Genomic DNA, 13,556 nt, shown 5'->3' on the forward strand with positions numbered 1-13,556 from the left:
GATGAAAATTCGCGCACAAATCGGCATGGTGCTGAACCTGGACAAGTGCATTGGTTGCCACACCTGTTCGGTCACCTGCAAGAACGTCTGGACCAGCCGCCCCGGGGTGGAGTACGCCTGGTTCAACAACGTCGAGACCAAGCCCGGCATCGGCTACCCAAGGAATGGGAAAACCAGGACAAGTGGAACGGCGGCTGGGTACGCAACCCGGACGGCTCCATCGCCCCGCGCCAGGGCGGCAAGTGGAAGCTGCTCATGCGCATCTTCGCCAACCCCAACCTGCCGCAGATCGACGACTACTACGAGCCCTTCACGTTCGACTACGACCACCTGCAGTCCGCGCCCGAAAGCAAGGCCGCACCCACGGCCCGTCCGCGCAGCCTGATCACCGGCAAGCGCATGGAGAAGATCGAGTGGGGCCCGAACTGGGAAGAAATCCTGGGCGGCGAGTTCAGCAAACGCAGCAAGGACAAGAACTTCGACGATGTGCAAAAGGACATCTACGGCCAGTTCGAAAACACCTTCATGATGTACTTGCCGCGCCTGTGCGAGCACTGCCTGAACCCGGCGTGCGTGGCATCGTGCCCCAGCGGCTCGATCTACAAGCGCGAGGAAGACGGCATCGTGCTGATCGATCAGGACAAGTGCCGCGGCTGGCGCATGTGCGTCTCGGGCTGCCCCTACAAGAAGATCTATTACAACTGGCAGTCGGGCAAGGCCGAGAAGTGCATCTTCTGCTACCCCCGCATCGAGGCCGGTCAGCCCACCGTGTGCTCCGAAACCTGCGTGGGCCGCATCCGTTACCTGGGCGTGCTGCTGTATGACGCAGACCGCATCCAGGAAGCCGCCAGCGTGGAGCGCGACCGTGACCTGTACCAGGCGCAACTCGACATCTTCCTCGATCCGAACGACCCCGATGTCATCAAGCAGGCGCGTATCGACGGCATCCCCGACAGCTGGATGGACGCAGCCCGCAACAGCCCGGTCTACAAGATGGCCGTGCAGTGGAAGGTCGCCCTGCCGCTGCACCCCGAGTACCGCACTCTGCCCATGGTCTGGTATGTGCCGCCCCTGTCGCCCATCACGGCCGCCGCCAACGCAGGCCATGTCGGCGTGAATGGCGACATCCCTGACGTGTCGCAGCTGCGCATCCCCGTGCAGTACCTGGCCAACCTGCTCACCGCCGGCGACACCGGCCCCGTGGTGCGCGCGCTGGAGCGCATGCTGGCCATGCGCACCTACCAGCGCGACAAGCATGTGGAGCAGCGCCAGAACCTGTCGGTGCTCAAGCAGGCGGGCCTGTCGATGGCCGAGGTCGAGGAGATGTACCACGTGATGGCGATTGCCAACTACGAGGACCGTTTCGTCATTCCCTCGGCCCACCGTGAATACGCCGAGAACGCGTTCGACATCCGGGGCGGCTGCGGCTTCTCGTTTGGCAACGGGTGCTCGGACGGCGCCACCGAGGTCAGCATGTTTGGCGGCAAGAAGCCCCGCACGATCCCCATCAAGGCCACTGTTTGAGTGCAACGGAAGGAATCACCATGTTCAAGAAGAACCCGACCTCCGTGCGCCTGACCTTGCGTGCCCTGGGCTACCTGCTGAGCTACCCCGACGCGCAACTGCGCAGCGTGATGCCGCAGCTCATCGACGCGCTGCAGGTGGAACAGGCCCTGACCACCGAACGCATGGCGGAGCTTGAAGCCGTGTGCCAGCACCTTGCGGCGCTCGACCCACTGGAAGCAGAAGCCCGCTACGTGGACAACTTCGACCGGGGTCGCCAGACCTCGTTGCACCTGTTCGAGCATGTGCACGGTGATTCGCGCGACCGGGGCCCGGCACTCATCGACCTGCTGCAGACCTATGAGAAAGCCGGTTTGAAGTTCGACGCCGAAGAACTGCCTGACCATCTGCCGGTGGTGCTGGAGTTCGCCTCCACCCAGCCGCCCGAAGTGGCCAGGGAGTTCCTGGGCGAAATGGCCCACATCCTGAACGCACTGTTCAGTGCGCTGGTGGCGCGCAGCAGCCCCTACGCCAGCGTGATTGCCGCCGTGCTCGAAGTGTCGGGCCAGCGTGTGCAGTCGGTGGCGCTCACCCCCGAGCCCGAGATGGACGAGGTGTGGGCCGAGCCCGAAGCGTTTGGCGGTTGCAGCACCCAGGGTCAGTCCAAACCTGACCAGCCGCAGCCAATGCATTTTGTTCGTACTCCCCGCGCCGAGCGGGCACCAGAAGGAGTCTCCGTATGACCGCCTGGCTTGATACCCTGTTGTTTGGCATCTACCCCTATATTTGCCTGGCCGTCTTTTTCATTGGTAGCTGGGCGCGGTTTGACCGCGACCAGTACACCTGGAAAAGCGATTCGTCCCAACTGCTGCGCACCGGTAGCCTGCGCTGGGGCAGCAACCTGTTCCACATTGGCGTGCTGTTCCTGTTCTTCGGGCACACGGTGGGCATGCTTACGCCGCACTTCTTGTACGAGGGTTTTATCAGCGCGGGCAACAAGCAGCTGATGGCGATGGTGTCGGGCGGGATCGCCGGGCTGTTGGGCTTTGTGGGGGTGTCCATCTTGCTGCACCGCCGCTTGTCGGACCCGCGCATTCGTGCCACGTCGAAGACCAGCGACATCGTCCTGCTGTTGCTCCTGTGGCTGCAACTGGCATTGGGCCTGGCCACGATTCCGTTGTCCGCCAAGCACCTGGACGGCTCCATGATGATGTTGCTGGCCGAGTGGGCGCAGCGCGTCGTGACCTTCCGTACTGGCGGGGTGGAACTGCTGGCCGATGCCGGCTGGATCTTCAAGGCGCACATGGTGCTGGGCATGAGCATCTTCTTGATCTTCCCGTTCACGCGACTGGTGCATGTGTGGAGCGGCTTTGGCACGCTGGCCTATGTGCTGCGCCCCTACCAGGTGGTGCGTGCGCGCCGCCTGAACCTGCCGCCCGGCCATATGCAGTCGCAAGACCGCCGCGCCTGAAACACACGATCCAAGGAGCACACCATGAGCGGATGTGGAACCGGGAGCTGCGGCTGCAGCTCCACCGAAAGCAATAGCCATGCGGGTACACCCGCCAGCACGCTGACACCCACGCAGACGGCGGCCTACGAAGCCCTGGCAGCGACGATGGCTCAGGCCCCAGCCCTGGCCGGGCTGCCGCCCGATGTGGGCGGTATGAACCGTGTTGTTGCCGAGGTGGCGCGCATCAATGGCGTGGCTCTGAATGCACCGCACGAGCTGCTCGACGAAGAAGCCCTGCGCCAGCGCGCATGTACCGAGCTGCTGCGCCAGGCGGCACAGCAAGCTGGCTTGCTGGCCCTGGACGATGTGCCGGGTGTCGAAGGTGCCATCAGTGCCGCGGCCTCCAACGCCATCGAGCAATTGCTCGATCGTGAACTGCCCATTCCCGACCCGTCGGAAGAAGCCTGCCGCCGTTACCACGACGCCCACCCCGCCGCGCACGCCCACGGCGAGCGCGTGCAACTGCGCCATGTGTTGTTTGCTGTAACGCCGGGCGTGGATGTGAAGCTGCTGCGCCTGCGTGCCGAGGCCTTGCTGATCGAGCTGCGCTGCGCGGACGACGGCGGTGCCAAGTTTGCCCAGGCGGCTGCGCAGTGGTCCAACTGCCCGAGCGGACAGCAGGGCGGCAAGTTGGGCTGGCTCAGCCGTGCCGATTGCGCACCCGAGTTCGCCCGCGAGGTGTTTGGCAGTGCCGAAATCGGTGTGCTGGCGCGGCTGGTGCACAGCCGCTTTGGCCTGCATGTGGTGGAAGTGGTGGCGCGCGATCCGGGGCAGCAACCCGCGTTCGAGGAGGTGCGCCAGGCCATCGCGCTCACGCTGCGCCAGCAAGCCTGGGTGAACGCCTTGCGCCAATACCTGCAGCTGCTGGCTGGCGCGGCCGTGGTGGAGGGGGTGGCGCTGGACGCAGCCGATTCCCCGCTCGTGCAGTAGTGGCATCGCACGCCACCCGATTGCCCCATGCCCGACGAGCTGCTTGAACGCCTGCGCCGTTTCCACGACGACGCGTTCCCCCAATATCGCGAGCAGTTCCAGACGCTGGTGGATGAGGGACAGCACCCCACCACCTTGTTCATCGGCTGCTCTGACTCACGCCTGGTGCCCTACCTGCTGACCGGCGCGGGCCCGGGGGAGCTTTTTCTGGTGCGCAATGTGGGCGCGTTCATCCCGCCATACGACGGATCGCACGGCCACCATGGCACCACGGCGGCCATCGAGTTCGCGGTGCTCAACCTGCAGGTGCGCCGCATCGTGGTGTGCGGCCACAGTCACTGTGGGGCCATCAAGGCGATGTATGGTGAGGTGTCGCCCGAGGCGCCCAACCTGAACCGCTGGCTGGACCTGGGGCGCGAGGCCCTGTTGCCCATGCAGCCGGGTCCCGAGGTGTTGCGCCGCACCGAGCAGCGGGCCGTCGTGCTGCAGCTCGAGCGGCTGATGGAATATCCTATGGTCCGTAGCCGAGTGCAGACGGGCCAGATCAGTCTGCACGGCTGGCATTACGTGATCGAGGAGGGGGAAGTGCATGTGTTCGATGTCAAGACGGGGGGATTTGTGCCCGCGTCGCTGGCTGACAACAGTGGTACGGGGCCGTACCACCCCTATGTGGAGCATGACGGGCAGGTTCTTTTGGACGAGCTTTGATTCCTTCTTGATGGAGCGCAAGGCCACCCCAAAGCAGAAATCCAATCATCAGAAACCATGAAGCGCGAACCCAATCCCCCCATGAACTCCACCTCTTCGTTGCAGCCCATCAGCCTGGATGTGTTGCGTGAAAAATACCTCAAACCCGGTGAAACCAGCGCCGAAGACCTCTACCGCCGCGTGGCCCGCGCCCTGGCTTCGGTAGAAGCGCCCGACCTGCGCGACAAGTACGAAACACTGTTCCTGGAGAATCTGCATGCGGGCGCCATTGGCGCGGGCCGCATCATGAGCGCCGCGGGCACCGACATCCAGGCCACGCTGATCAACTGCTTTGTGCAACCCGTGGGCGATTGCATCCAGGGCGTGGACGACGAAGGCTTTCCCGGCATTTATGAAGCCTTGCGCGAGGCTGCTGAAACCATGCGCCGCGGTGGCGGCGTGGGCTATGACTTCTCGCGCATCCGCCCCAAGGGCGCCCAGGTCAAGGCCACGGCATCCATGGCGTCGGGGCCCTGCAGCTACATGAATGTGTTCGACCAGTCGTGCTCTACCGTGGAGAGCGCCGGCGCACGTCGCGGGGCACAAATGGGGGTGTTGCGCATCGATCACCCCGATGTGCACGAGTTCATCACGGCCAAGCGCACGCCAGGGCGCTGGAACAATTTCAACGTGTCGGTGGGGGTCTCGGACGAGTTCATTACCGCCGTGCAGGCCAACGCACCCTGGGAGCTGGTGCACAAGGCCAAGCCCGGTGCCAACCTGCTGGCTCAGGGCGCCCGCCAGCGCGCGGACGGACTGTGGGTCTACGCCACCGTGCCCGCACGCGAGTTGTGGGACACCATCATGAAGTCGGCCTACGACTTCGCCGAGCCCGGCATCCTGTTCCTCGACCATATCAACGAGGACAACAACCTCAACTACTGCGAAGACATCGCCGCCACCAACCCGTGCGGCGAGCAACCGCTGCCATCCTATGGTTGCTGCGACCTCGGTCCTGTCATCCTGACCCGGTTCGTGCGCCACCCGTTCGGATTCGACGGCCTGCCGTCGTTTGACTTCGAGGCCTTCGAAAAGGTGGTGGCCCTGCAGGTGCGCGCGCTCGACAACGTGCTGGATGTGACTTTCTGGCCCCTGCCGCAGCAGCGCGACGAGGCCATGGCCAAGCGCCGCATTGGTGTGGGCTTTACCGGTATGGGCAACACGCTGGCCATGCTGTGTCTGCGCTACGACATGCAGGAAGGGCGCGCCATGGCGGCGCGCATTGCGCAATCGATGCGCGATGCGGCCTATCTGGCATCGGTGGAGCTGGCCCGCGAGAAGGGTGCTTTCCCCAAGTTCGAGGCCGAGCCCTATCTTGCCGCCGGCACCTTCGCCAGCCGCCTGCCCGAGTCGATCAAGGAAGCGATCCGCACGCACGGCATCCGCAACAGCCACCTGCTCTCCATTGCCCCGACGGGCACCGTGAGCCTGGCCTTTGCCGACAACGCCTCCAACGGCATCGAGCCGCCGTTCTCGTGGATGTACAAGCGCAAGAAGCGCGAGGCCGATGGCAGCACCAGCGAATACTCGGTGGAAGACCACGCATGGCGCCTGTACCGCGATCTGGGCGGTGACGTGAATGCGCTGCCCGACTATTTCATCTCGGCGCTGGCCATGCCTGCCGAAGGGCATATCGCCATGATGGAGGCGGTGCAGCCCTATGTGGACACGGCGATTTCCAAGACCGTGAACATCCCGGCCGACTACCCCTACGACGATTTCAAGGACCTGTATCTGCAGGCCTGGCGCGCCCGCCTCAAGGGCCTGGCCACCTACCGGCCCAACGCCATCCTGGGCTCGGTGCTCGAAACCCATGCAGCAGCAGAGCCTGCAACGGTGGCCGCACCCGCGGCCCCGTCCGTGGACCCCATGCGCACGGTGATCGAAAGCCGGCCCAAGGGCGGCCTCTCGGCAGTGGCCGAAAAGGTGGAGTACTGGACGCAGGAAGGCCACAAGACGCTGTACCTCATCGTCTCGTTCCTGCCGGTGCCCACGGGCATCGGCTCGGGCACGGTCGACCGCGCCATCGAATTTTTCATGCCCGTGGGCCAGAGTGGCGAGTCGCAGCAGTGGATCACCGCCAGCATGCGACTGCTGTCACTGGCGGCGCGTGGCGGTTTTCTGGAGCGGGCTCTTTCTGACATGCGCAAGGTCGCCTGGGACCGCGGCCCCGTGCGCCTGGGCACGCACCAGAAGGACGACGGCACCCGCGTGCCGATGTGGCATGACTCCGAAGTGGCTGCCATGGCCTATGCCGTTCAGAACATCCTGGCGCGGCGCGTGACCGATCCGGTGCAACAGCAATTGCCGCTGGAAGAGCCTGCACCGCAGGCCAGCACCATGCCCCCCGCCATGGCGGGCAAGAAATGCACCGAATGCGGCGCGCACGCCGTGATCCGCAAGGACGGCTGCGACTACTGCACGCAGTGCGGCCACCTGGGAACCTGTGGGTGACCTCCCGGCCCGTCATTCCGGTGCGGACGGCGTCTGGCAAGCCGTCTGCGCAGGCGTTGGCGCAGATGGACAAGCGCTGGCGCATCCGCTACCTGATGCTGGCGCCGCACCGGCTGGGCTTTTTTCTGGCCATGGTGGTTCTGGTGGCGTCGGGCCTGTGGTGGGCGCTGGTGCAGCTCGACCGGTCCACGGCCTGGCTGGGCCTGCACTATGCGGTTTCCCCCACGCTGGTGCATTCGGCAGTGATGGCGTTCGGCTTCATTCCGCTGTTCTTTTCGGGATTTCTTTTCACCGCTGGCCCTAAATGGCTGGGGGTCGAGCCCCTGCCGGTGCAGGACTTGCGCGTGCCGCTGGTGTCGCAGGCGGCCGGCTGGCTGCTGTGGCTGGCAGGCGCGCACCTGCATGCCGCGGTGGCATGGGCGGGGCTGGCGCTGGCCGGTGCCGGGCTGGTCTGGATGACCGTGCAGTTCTGGGGGCGCATAAGGCGCAGCCAGGCGCAGGACCAGCTCCATGCCCGCGCCATCGGCGCAGCCTGCATGGTGGGCTGCGCCAGCCTGGCAGGGCTGTGGCTGAGCCTGGTTTTTGGCGCCCACGCCGCAGCGCGGGCCTGGATTTTCACGGGGCTTTGGGGCTTTGTGGTGGTGGTCTACGTCACGGTGGCGCACCGCATGATTCCGTTTTTCACGTCCAGTGCCATGCCCATGGTGCAGGCCTGGCGCCCGTTCTGGGTGCTGTGGCTGATGCTGGCTGCGGCAGGGCTGCAGGTGCTGGCTGCCTGGCTGGAGCTGGCGGGTGTGCCGTCCAGCGCTTCCGGCGCCGCGTGGCTGTTGGTGCATGGCACGCTGCAATTGGTGGTGGGCGGCGTACTGGTCTGGCTGGCCTGGGTGTGGGGGCTCGTGCAAAGCCTCAAGAACAAGCTGCTGGCCATGCTGCACATCGGCTTTCTGTGGCTGGGCGTGGCGTTCCTGCTGGGCGGACTGTCACAGTGGCTGTCGGTCACGCTGGGCATCGGTGTGCTTGCCCTGGGGGCGCTGCACGCGCTGACCATGGGCTGCCTGGCTTCGCTGATGCTGGCCATGGTCACGCGCGTGTCCTGCGGCCACAGTGGCCGCGCATTGGTGGCCGACCGCATTGCATGGTCGCTTTTCTGGTGCCTGCAAGCGGCGGCGCTACTGCGCATTGCGGCGGCTGTGCCTGGCATTGCCGGGCTGCCCTGGCCCTGGCTGCTGCCATTGGCCGCAGGCTTGTGGGCCGCCACCATGGGCGCCTGGGGGGTGCGGCTGGGCCGGTGGTACGGCTGCCTGCGTGCCGACGGGCGACCGGGCTGAACCGAGGATTTGCACATGACTCTCGTTGCCTCGCCCCTGCGTGACGCGTCCGGCGCAGCGCCCCCTGCCGCCGCGGACGAGGGCGCGTTGGTGGCCATGGCCACAGCGCTGATCCAGTCGCGCCAGACCATTTTGCCCAAGCGTCTGGGCGCGCCCGGTCCGGGGGCTGCCGAGCTGGCCACCATCCTGAACGCCGCGGCCCATGCGCCCGACCATGGGCAGTTGCTGCCCTGGCGCTTTGTGCTGGTGCCCGAGCCCGCACGCGCGCCGTTGGCCGAGGTGTTTGCCCAGGCGCTGCTGGAGCGCGACCCGTGCGCCACGCCCGAACAGTGCGGGCAGGCGCGCGAAAAAGCCTACCGTGCCCCGGTGCTGATGCTGGTGGTGGTGGATGGCGAGCGCGGCGACCCCGACATCGATCTGGCCGAGCGGCTGGTGTCCGCCGGCTGTGCCGTGCAGAACATGCTGCTGATGGCCACCGCGCAGGGCTATGGCTCGGCGCTGACCAGCGGCAAGGCCCTCAAGGCGGCCAGCCTGCGCGCGCTGTTTGGGCTGGCGGTCTCCGAGCAGGCCCTGTGTTTCATCAGCATCGGCACCGTGCTGTCGCGCAAAGCGGTGCGTGCGCGGCCCGTGGCAAGCGCCTATGTCAGCACGCTGGACCCGGACCAGGGCGTGGTGTCCGGGTTCTGACGCAGGCCAACTTCTTTCATTGCGAGATTTTTCATGGACGTTTCCAGTTTCGATGATCTGCTGCAAGCCGCGCGCCTGCAACCCGAACCCCAGCGCCTGTTGTTTGTGTTTGCCGCCGTCGAGTTGCCCGACGACGCCACGCCCGCCCAGCGCGAGCGTTTTGAAGCCGGGCAGGGCGGCGCCCTGGTACCGCTGATGTGTGTGGACAAGACACCGCAGGAACTGCCCTCGTTCACCGCGCTGGTGGAAGAGGCCCGCCAGTTCACCGCCCCGGGCCACGACTGGGCCATGGTGTTCGCGGCGGCCCTGTCTGGCACGCTGAACCAGGCCCCCAGCAGCGCCGATGCCGAGGCACCCCTGCAGCGCATGGTCGATGCCATCAAGGGCGGCGCGCATGGCGCCTATATTCCTTTTGACCGGCAGGGGCAGCCGGTCCGGTTCGGGTAGCCGCAGCCATGGCCACCCCCTCGGCCCTGCCCGGTTTCCACGCGCCTGCCGTGGGGTTCGAGCAGCCCTTCGCCATGCTCGAGGCCTGCCACGAGCGCGTGCAGCGCACGCTCACCCTGCTGCAGCGGCTGCGCGCCCATGTGCTGGAAAACGGCGCGGATGTCCCTGCGCAGCAGGCGGCGCACGACGTGCTGCGCTACTTCGACATCGCGGCGCCGCTGCACCATGAAGACGAGGAACTGCATGTGTTTCCGCTGCTTCTGGCGCAAGGCACCCCCGACGTGGCTGAGCTGGTGGCGCGCCTGCAGCACGACCACATCTGCATGACCGCAGACTGGGCGGCTGCACGCCTGCCGCTGCAGGCCCTGGCCGATGGCTTGCAGGACGGGTTCAGCGAAGCCGATGGCGCAGCGTTCGACTGCTTTGTCGCCCGCTACGACCGCCACATCGCCGACGAAGAGACCGTGGCCTATCCTGCAGCGCAGGCTCTGCTGGCCGCCCCGGCACTGGAGGCCATGGGCCGCGAGATGGCGCAACGCCGCAAGGTGTCACCGTCAGCGCGACAGTGATTCAAAATAGATAGCTGCTCGCGCTTGCTGTATAAGCGCTACGGCCGTATTTGACTAAAAATCGCGTCGCAAAGGGCGAGACCCGCCATGCCCCACAAGCATGGGCCCGCCCGGCACTGGCAGGGGTGCGGGCGTGGAGCCGCAGGATACTGGCAGGCTTGTATGCGTAATCAACTGCTTTTTGGCGCCCGTGTGGCCTTGACCCTGGCCCTGTCCTGGGCCGCCGCAGCCGCCTGTGTGGCGCTGCACACCCCGGTGCCCTGGATGATCGGCCCGCTGCTGGCCACCTCGTTGCTGTCGATCGGCGGTGCGCCCACCGAAAGCTGGGCCCCGCTGCGCAATGCCGGGCAGTGGTCGATTGGCGCCTCGCTGGGGCTTTATTTCACGCCGCAGGTGGTGGCGCTGGTGGCCAGCCTGTGGTGGGCCATTGCGCTGGGTATTGTCTGGGCGCTGGTGCTGGGCTGGCTGTTTGGTGCCTGGCTGTACCGGCTGCACGCGCCGCGCATGCATGGCGTGCCGGCGTCGATGCTGCGGGCCACCAGCTATTTTGCGGGGGCGATTGGCGCGGCGTCCGAAATGACGCTGCTGGCCGAGCGCGAAAACGCCCGCACCGACCTCGTGGCCGCCAGCCACAGCCTGCGCCTGCTGATCGTCACGGTGACCATTCCTTTTGCGCTGCAGTGGAGCGGCCTGCATGGCCTCGATATCCTGCTGCCCACGGTGCGCGCAGTGAACTGGCCGGGGCTGGCACTGCTGGCGCTCCTGACCGGGGCCGGAGCGCTGGTCATGGACCGGTTGCGTCGCGCCAACCCCTGGTTCATGGGCGCGCTGGTGGTCTCGATGGGGCTGGCCATGGCGGGCCTCACGCTGTCGGCGGTGCCACAGGAACTGGTCAACGCGGCGCAACTGGTGATTGGCGTGAGCCTGGGGGTGCGCTTTCGTGCCGACTTTCTGCACACCGCGCCGCGCTGGCTGGCGTCGGTGGTCGTGGGCACGCTGGTGCTGATGGGTGTGTGCGCCCTGTTTGCGGCGCTGCTGGCTTGGGCGACCGGCCTGCCCTGGGTGACATTGCTGCTGGGCACGTCGCCGGGGGGCATCACCGAAATGGCCATCACGGCCAAGGTGCTGCAGCTGGGCGTTCCGGTGGTGACGGCGTTTCAGGTGTGCCGGTTGATTGCGGTGCTGGTGCTGGTGGAGCCCTTGTTTCGGCGCATCTACCCGCCAGCGGCAGCTTGAGCGGCGACGTAACCCACTGGCCCGCTGTCGTGGCGTGGCGGGCAGTCGCAGGCAGAAAAAAAGGGGCGATGCCCCTTTTTTCTCATTGTTCGCCTCAGCTCAGTGCACCACCACCGGGTTCTGTGCCAGACCGGCATAGCGGTCCAGGGCGTCTTCCACTTCTTCCTGGGTCGGGGTGTCGCGCTGCCAGGCCAGGATCTGTTGTTGGAACATCTCGGCCCAGGAGCCGTCCAGATAGACCTCTTTGCCCGAGCGTTTGTCCACGATTTCAAAGCCGTGGCGGGCCAGTTGGGGTGCGGGCGGCGCGGTGTCGTGCAGCGGGGCGCCTTGTTGCTCCACGGCGTCGGGCAGCATGTGGACCACCACAAAGGAGTCAGAGTCGTAGAGCATTTGCATGGTGTTCCCCCAGTCGATATGTGAATCAGATGACAGCGGGTGGCCAGAGTTCAAGTCCCACAGCCTCCTGGCACCTGATGCTTTGCAGTATTTCACGAAAAAGGGCCTGTGCCAGGTTCGCGCCGGTTTTTCGCCGCCATGGCGCAAGCAAGCAACACTGGAATGCCGCCCAGGGGGTGATCAGGGCGGGCCGCTGCTGCGCAGGCGCAGGTCGGCAAAGTCGCCGTTGGCCTGGGTCAGGCGGATGCGCACGGGCATGTAGCCCAGGTCGGGGGCCAGCCACAGTTCGGCTTTCTGGTCGTAGTCGCGGCGCGGCAGGCGCTGCAGCTTCCAGGCCAGCAGGGGGCCGGTGGGCAGGTCCAGCGTTTCCTGCCCTTCGATCGAGAAGGTCCACCGGTCGGCGCTGCGGGCGCTGACGGTGGTTAGCGTGACCTGGGTGCCCGGCACAAACCGCCCGGGGTCGGCCGCCAGCATCGCGCCGAGCTGGATGAACACGCTCAGCCGGTCTTGCGCGCCGGGCCCGGCGGCCGCCTGCGGGGTGTTGGCGCTGAAGGTGACGCGGCCCTGGCCATGGTCGAAATGGGCCGCCTGCTCGCTGCGCGAGCGGTCGGCAAAGCGCTCGGGCTGCAATCCCTGCGGCGTGACATGGCCCACGCTGCGCTGCGAGCGGCTGCCCACCAGAAAAGCGCTGATTTCCTGGCGCGCTTCGTAGCGGCTGCCGTCGTGCTGCCACAGTAGTTCGGCGCGGGCGTTGTAGTTGAACTTTTTCGCTTGTCCGCTCACGTCAAACGCCAGGCGCACCGGCGCGGGCAGGCGCACGGCGGGCGCGGCCGTGCTGGATGGGCGGCCTGGTTCGCCGCCAGGGGGGCTGATGTCCACACCCGCGCCTGTGTTGTTGTCGGGCCCCGAGGCGGGGGCGGGGATTTCAGGGGTTGACGCGGCGGGCGCCGCAGCGCTGGCCGGGGGCTGCGGGGCTGCGGCCACGACGGCGTCAGGCGCCTCGGAAATGGGGGGCGCATCCACCGCCGGGGCGACGGTTGAGGCGTCACCGGGCTCGCCAGACGTTTCAGGCGGCGCTGGGGCATCGGGCAGCGCTGGCGTGTCGGTAGCCTTGGCTGCCTGGACTGGGTGTTGCGTCGCCGGGGGAGCGGCAGGCTTCTTGCGCGCGGCTGCGGGGCGGGCGGGCGCGGGCGGTGCAGTGGGCGCCGCTACCGGGCGTGGGGGCGGCGGTGGTGCAATGCTGCGCGTGCTGAAAACCTGCGCTGCGGGGGCTGCGGACGGGTTGCCATCCCAGGCCATGGGCATCCCTTGCAGTACCAGCCAGTGCAGCGCCAGCACCAGGGCCGTCAGAACAAGCAAAGGCCGGCGTGGCATCACAGGGCTCCAGCCAGCGCGAGGCGCACCGCATTGAGGCGCGACGGCGATACCAAGCCCCGCTTGGGCGCCGCCGGGCCCAGGTCGTGGCGCGCGGTGTGGCTGTCCTGCGCCACCAGTCCCAGGCGCTGAAAGCACACCAGGTCGCGGTGGGTCTTGGCCGCACCCATGCCAACCGGGGCAGCCAGGTCTTTCTGCATAGGTGGCCAGCGAGAGTGAGTCAGCCCTTCCAGCTGCGCAAAACCGGCTTCCACCGGCTGGGTGCCTGCACGTTCCTTGTCCATGTGCACTAAAGTTCGCGTGTTTTGTTAAGTTAATTTAGTTTTACCCGCCGTAGTTTGCGCGGGGTGCGCACCATTTCAACCAGAGACA

At 66.5% G+C, this 13,556-nt stretch carries 13 protein-coding genes and 1 pseudogene; 11 read left to right on the forward strand and 3 right to left on the reverse strand.

The genetic code is table 11. The features are described from left to right. The first annotated feature begins 1 nt into the window (after window position 1). The 11 genes and pseudogenes from narH (at window position 2) to CBP34_RS01835 (ending at window position 11,414) form a co-directional block, all read left to right on the forward strand. Window positions 2-1,524 (forward strand): annotated as a pseudogene (narH, locus tag CBP34_RS01785) (nitrate reductase subunit beta). Between the two features lie 20 nt (window positions 1,525-1,544). Beyond that, the gene (gene narJ / locus CBP34_RS01790) at window positions 1,545-2,246 is read left to right on the forward strand and encodes a nitrate reductase molybdenum cofactor assembly chaperone (RefSeq protein ID WP_086926402.1); all 702 of its coding nucleotides are present in this window, start codon (window positions 1,545-1,547) and stop codon (window positions 2,244-2,246) included. Next, complete coding sequence (gene narI, locus CBP34_RS01795) at window positions 2,243-2,974, forward strand: respiratory nitrate reductase subunit gamma (protein ID WP_094097108.1); 732 nt, start codon at window positions 2,243-2,245, stop codon at window positions 2,972-2,974. The genes narJ and narI overlap by 4 nt, the downstream gene beginning before the upstream one ends. 147 nt (window positions 2,975-3,121) lie before the next feature. Beyond that, window positions 3,122-3,946, forward strand: coding sequence for a peptidylprolyl isomerase (locus CBP34_RS01800; protein ID WP_418134713.1), 825 nt, complete (start codon window positions 3,122-3,124; stop codon window positions 3,944-3,946). A 27-nt stretch (window positions 3,947-3,973) separates the two neighbouring features. Next, entirely contained in the window at window positions 3,974-4,654 is a 681-nt protein-coding gene (locus CBP34_RS01805) for a carbonic anhydrase (protein WP_086911125.1), read from the forward strand. 57 nt (window positions 4,655-4,711) lie between these two features. Further along, window positions 4,712-7,147, forward strand: coding sequence for an adenosylcobalamin-dependent ribonucleoside-diphosphate reductase (locus CBP34_RS01810; protein WP_094097109.1), 2,436 nt, complete (start codon window positions 4,712-4,714; stop codon window positions 7,145-7,147). Continuing rightward, window positions 7,144-8,475 carry an NnrS family protein gene (locus CBP34_RS01815; RefSeq protein WP_236748488.1) on the forward strand — a complete coding sequence of 444 codons (1,332 nt, stop codon included), beginning with the start codon at window positions 7,144-7,146 and terminating at the stop codon, window positions 8,473-8,475. The genes CBP34_RS01810 and CBP34_RS01815 overlap by 4 nt, the downstream gene beginning before the upstream one ends. A gap of 15 nt (window positions 8,476-8,490) precedes the next feature. After that, window positions 8,491-9,162, forward strand: a complete 672-nt coding sequence (locus tag CBP34_RS01820; protein WP_094097110.1) for a nitroreductase family protein — start codon at window positions 8,491-8,493, stop codon at window positions 9,160-9,162. Between the two features lie 33 nt (window positions 9,163-9,195). Next, the gene (locus CBP34_RS01825) at window positions 9,196-9,609 is read left to right on the forward strand and encodes a ribonucleotide reductase subunit alpha (protein ID WP_094097111.1); all 414 of its coding nucleotides are present in this window, start codon (window positions 9,196-9,198) and stop codon (window positions 9,607-9,609) included. A gap of 8 nt (window positions 9,610-9,617) precedes the next feature. Then, window positions 9,618-10,178: a hemerythrin domain-containing protein gene (locus CBP34_RS01830; protein WP_094097112.1), complete on the forward strand. Its 561-nt coding sequence runs from the start codon at window positions 9,618-9,620 to the stop codon at window positions 10,176-10,178. 162 nt (window positions 10,179-10,340) lie between these two features. Continuing rightward, window positions 10,341-11,414, forward strand: coding sequence for an AbrB family transcriptional regulator (locus CBP34_RS01835; protein ID WP_094097113.1), 1,074 nt, complete (start codon window positions 10,341-10,343; stop codon window positions 11,412-11,414). Window positions 11,415-11,513: 99 nt separating this feature from the next. Here the strand turns inward: CBP34_RS01835 and CBP34_RS01840 are convergent, their stop codons facing one another. The 3 genes from CBP34_RS01840 to CBP34_RS01850 all read right to left on the reverse strand — a co-directional run bounded on the left by CBP34_RS01840 (window position 11,514) and on the right by CBP34_RS01850 (window position 13,468). After that, complete coding sequence (locus CBP34_RS01840) at window positions 11,514-11,810, reverse strand: BTH_I0359 family protein (RefSeq protein WP_086911130.1); 297 nt, start codon at window positions 11,808-11,810, stop codon at window positions 11,514-11,516. A 180-nt stretch (window positions 11,811-11,990) separates the two neighbouring features. Beyond that, window positions 11,991-13,184 (reverse strand): DUF3108 domain-containing protein, encoded by a 1,194-nt coding sequence (locus tag CBP34_RS01845; protein ID WP_094097114.1) that lies wholly within the window; start codon window positions 13,182-13,184, stop codon window positions 11,991-11,993. Further along, on the reverse strand, window positions 13,184-13,468 hold the full coding sequence (locus CBP34_RS01850) for a hypothetical protein (RefSeq protein ID WP_418134700.1): 285 nt from the start codon (window positions 13,466-13,468) through the stop codon (window positions 13,184-13,186). Before CBP34_RS01850 ends, CBP34_RS01845 begins: the two co-directional genes overlap by 1 nt. Window positions 13,469-13,556 lie beyond the last annotated feature (88 nt).

The sequence above is a fragment of the Acidovorax carolinensis genome, assembly GCF_002157145.1.
Lineage (GTDB): Bacteria > Pseudomonadota > Gammaproteobacteria > Burkholderiales > Burkholderiaceae_C > Acidovorax > Acidovorax carolinensis.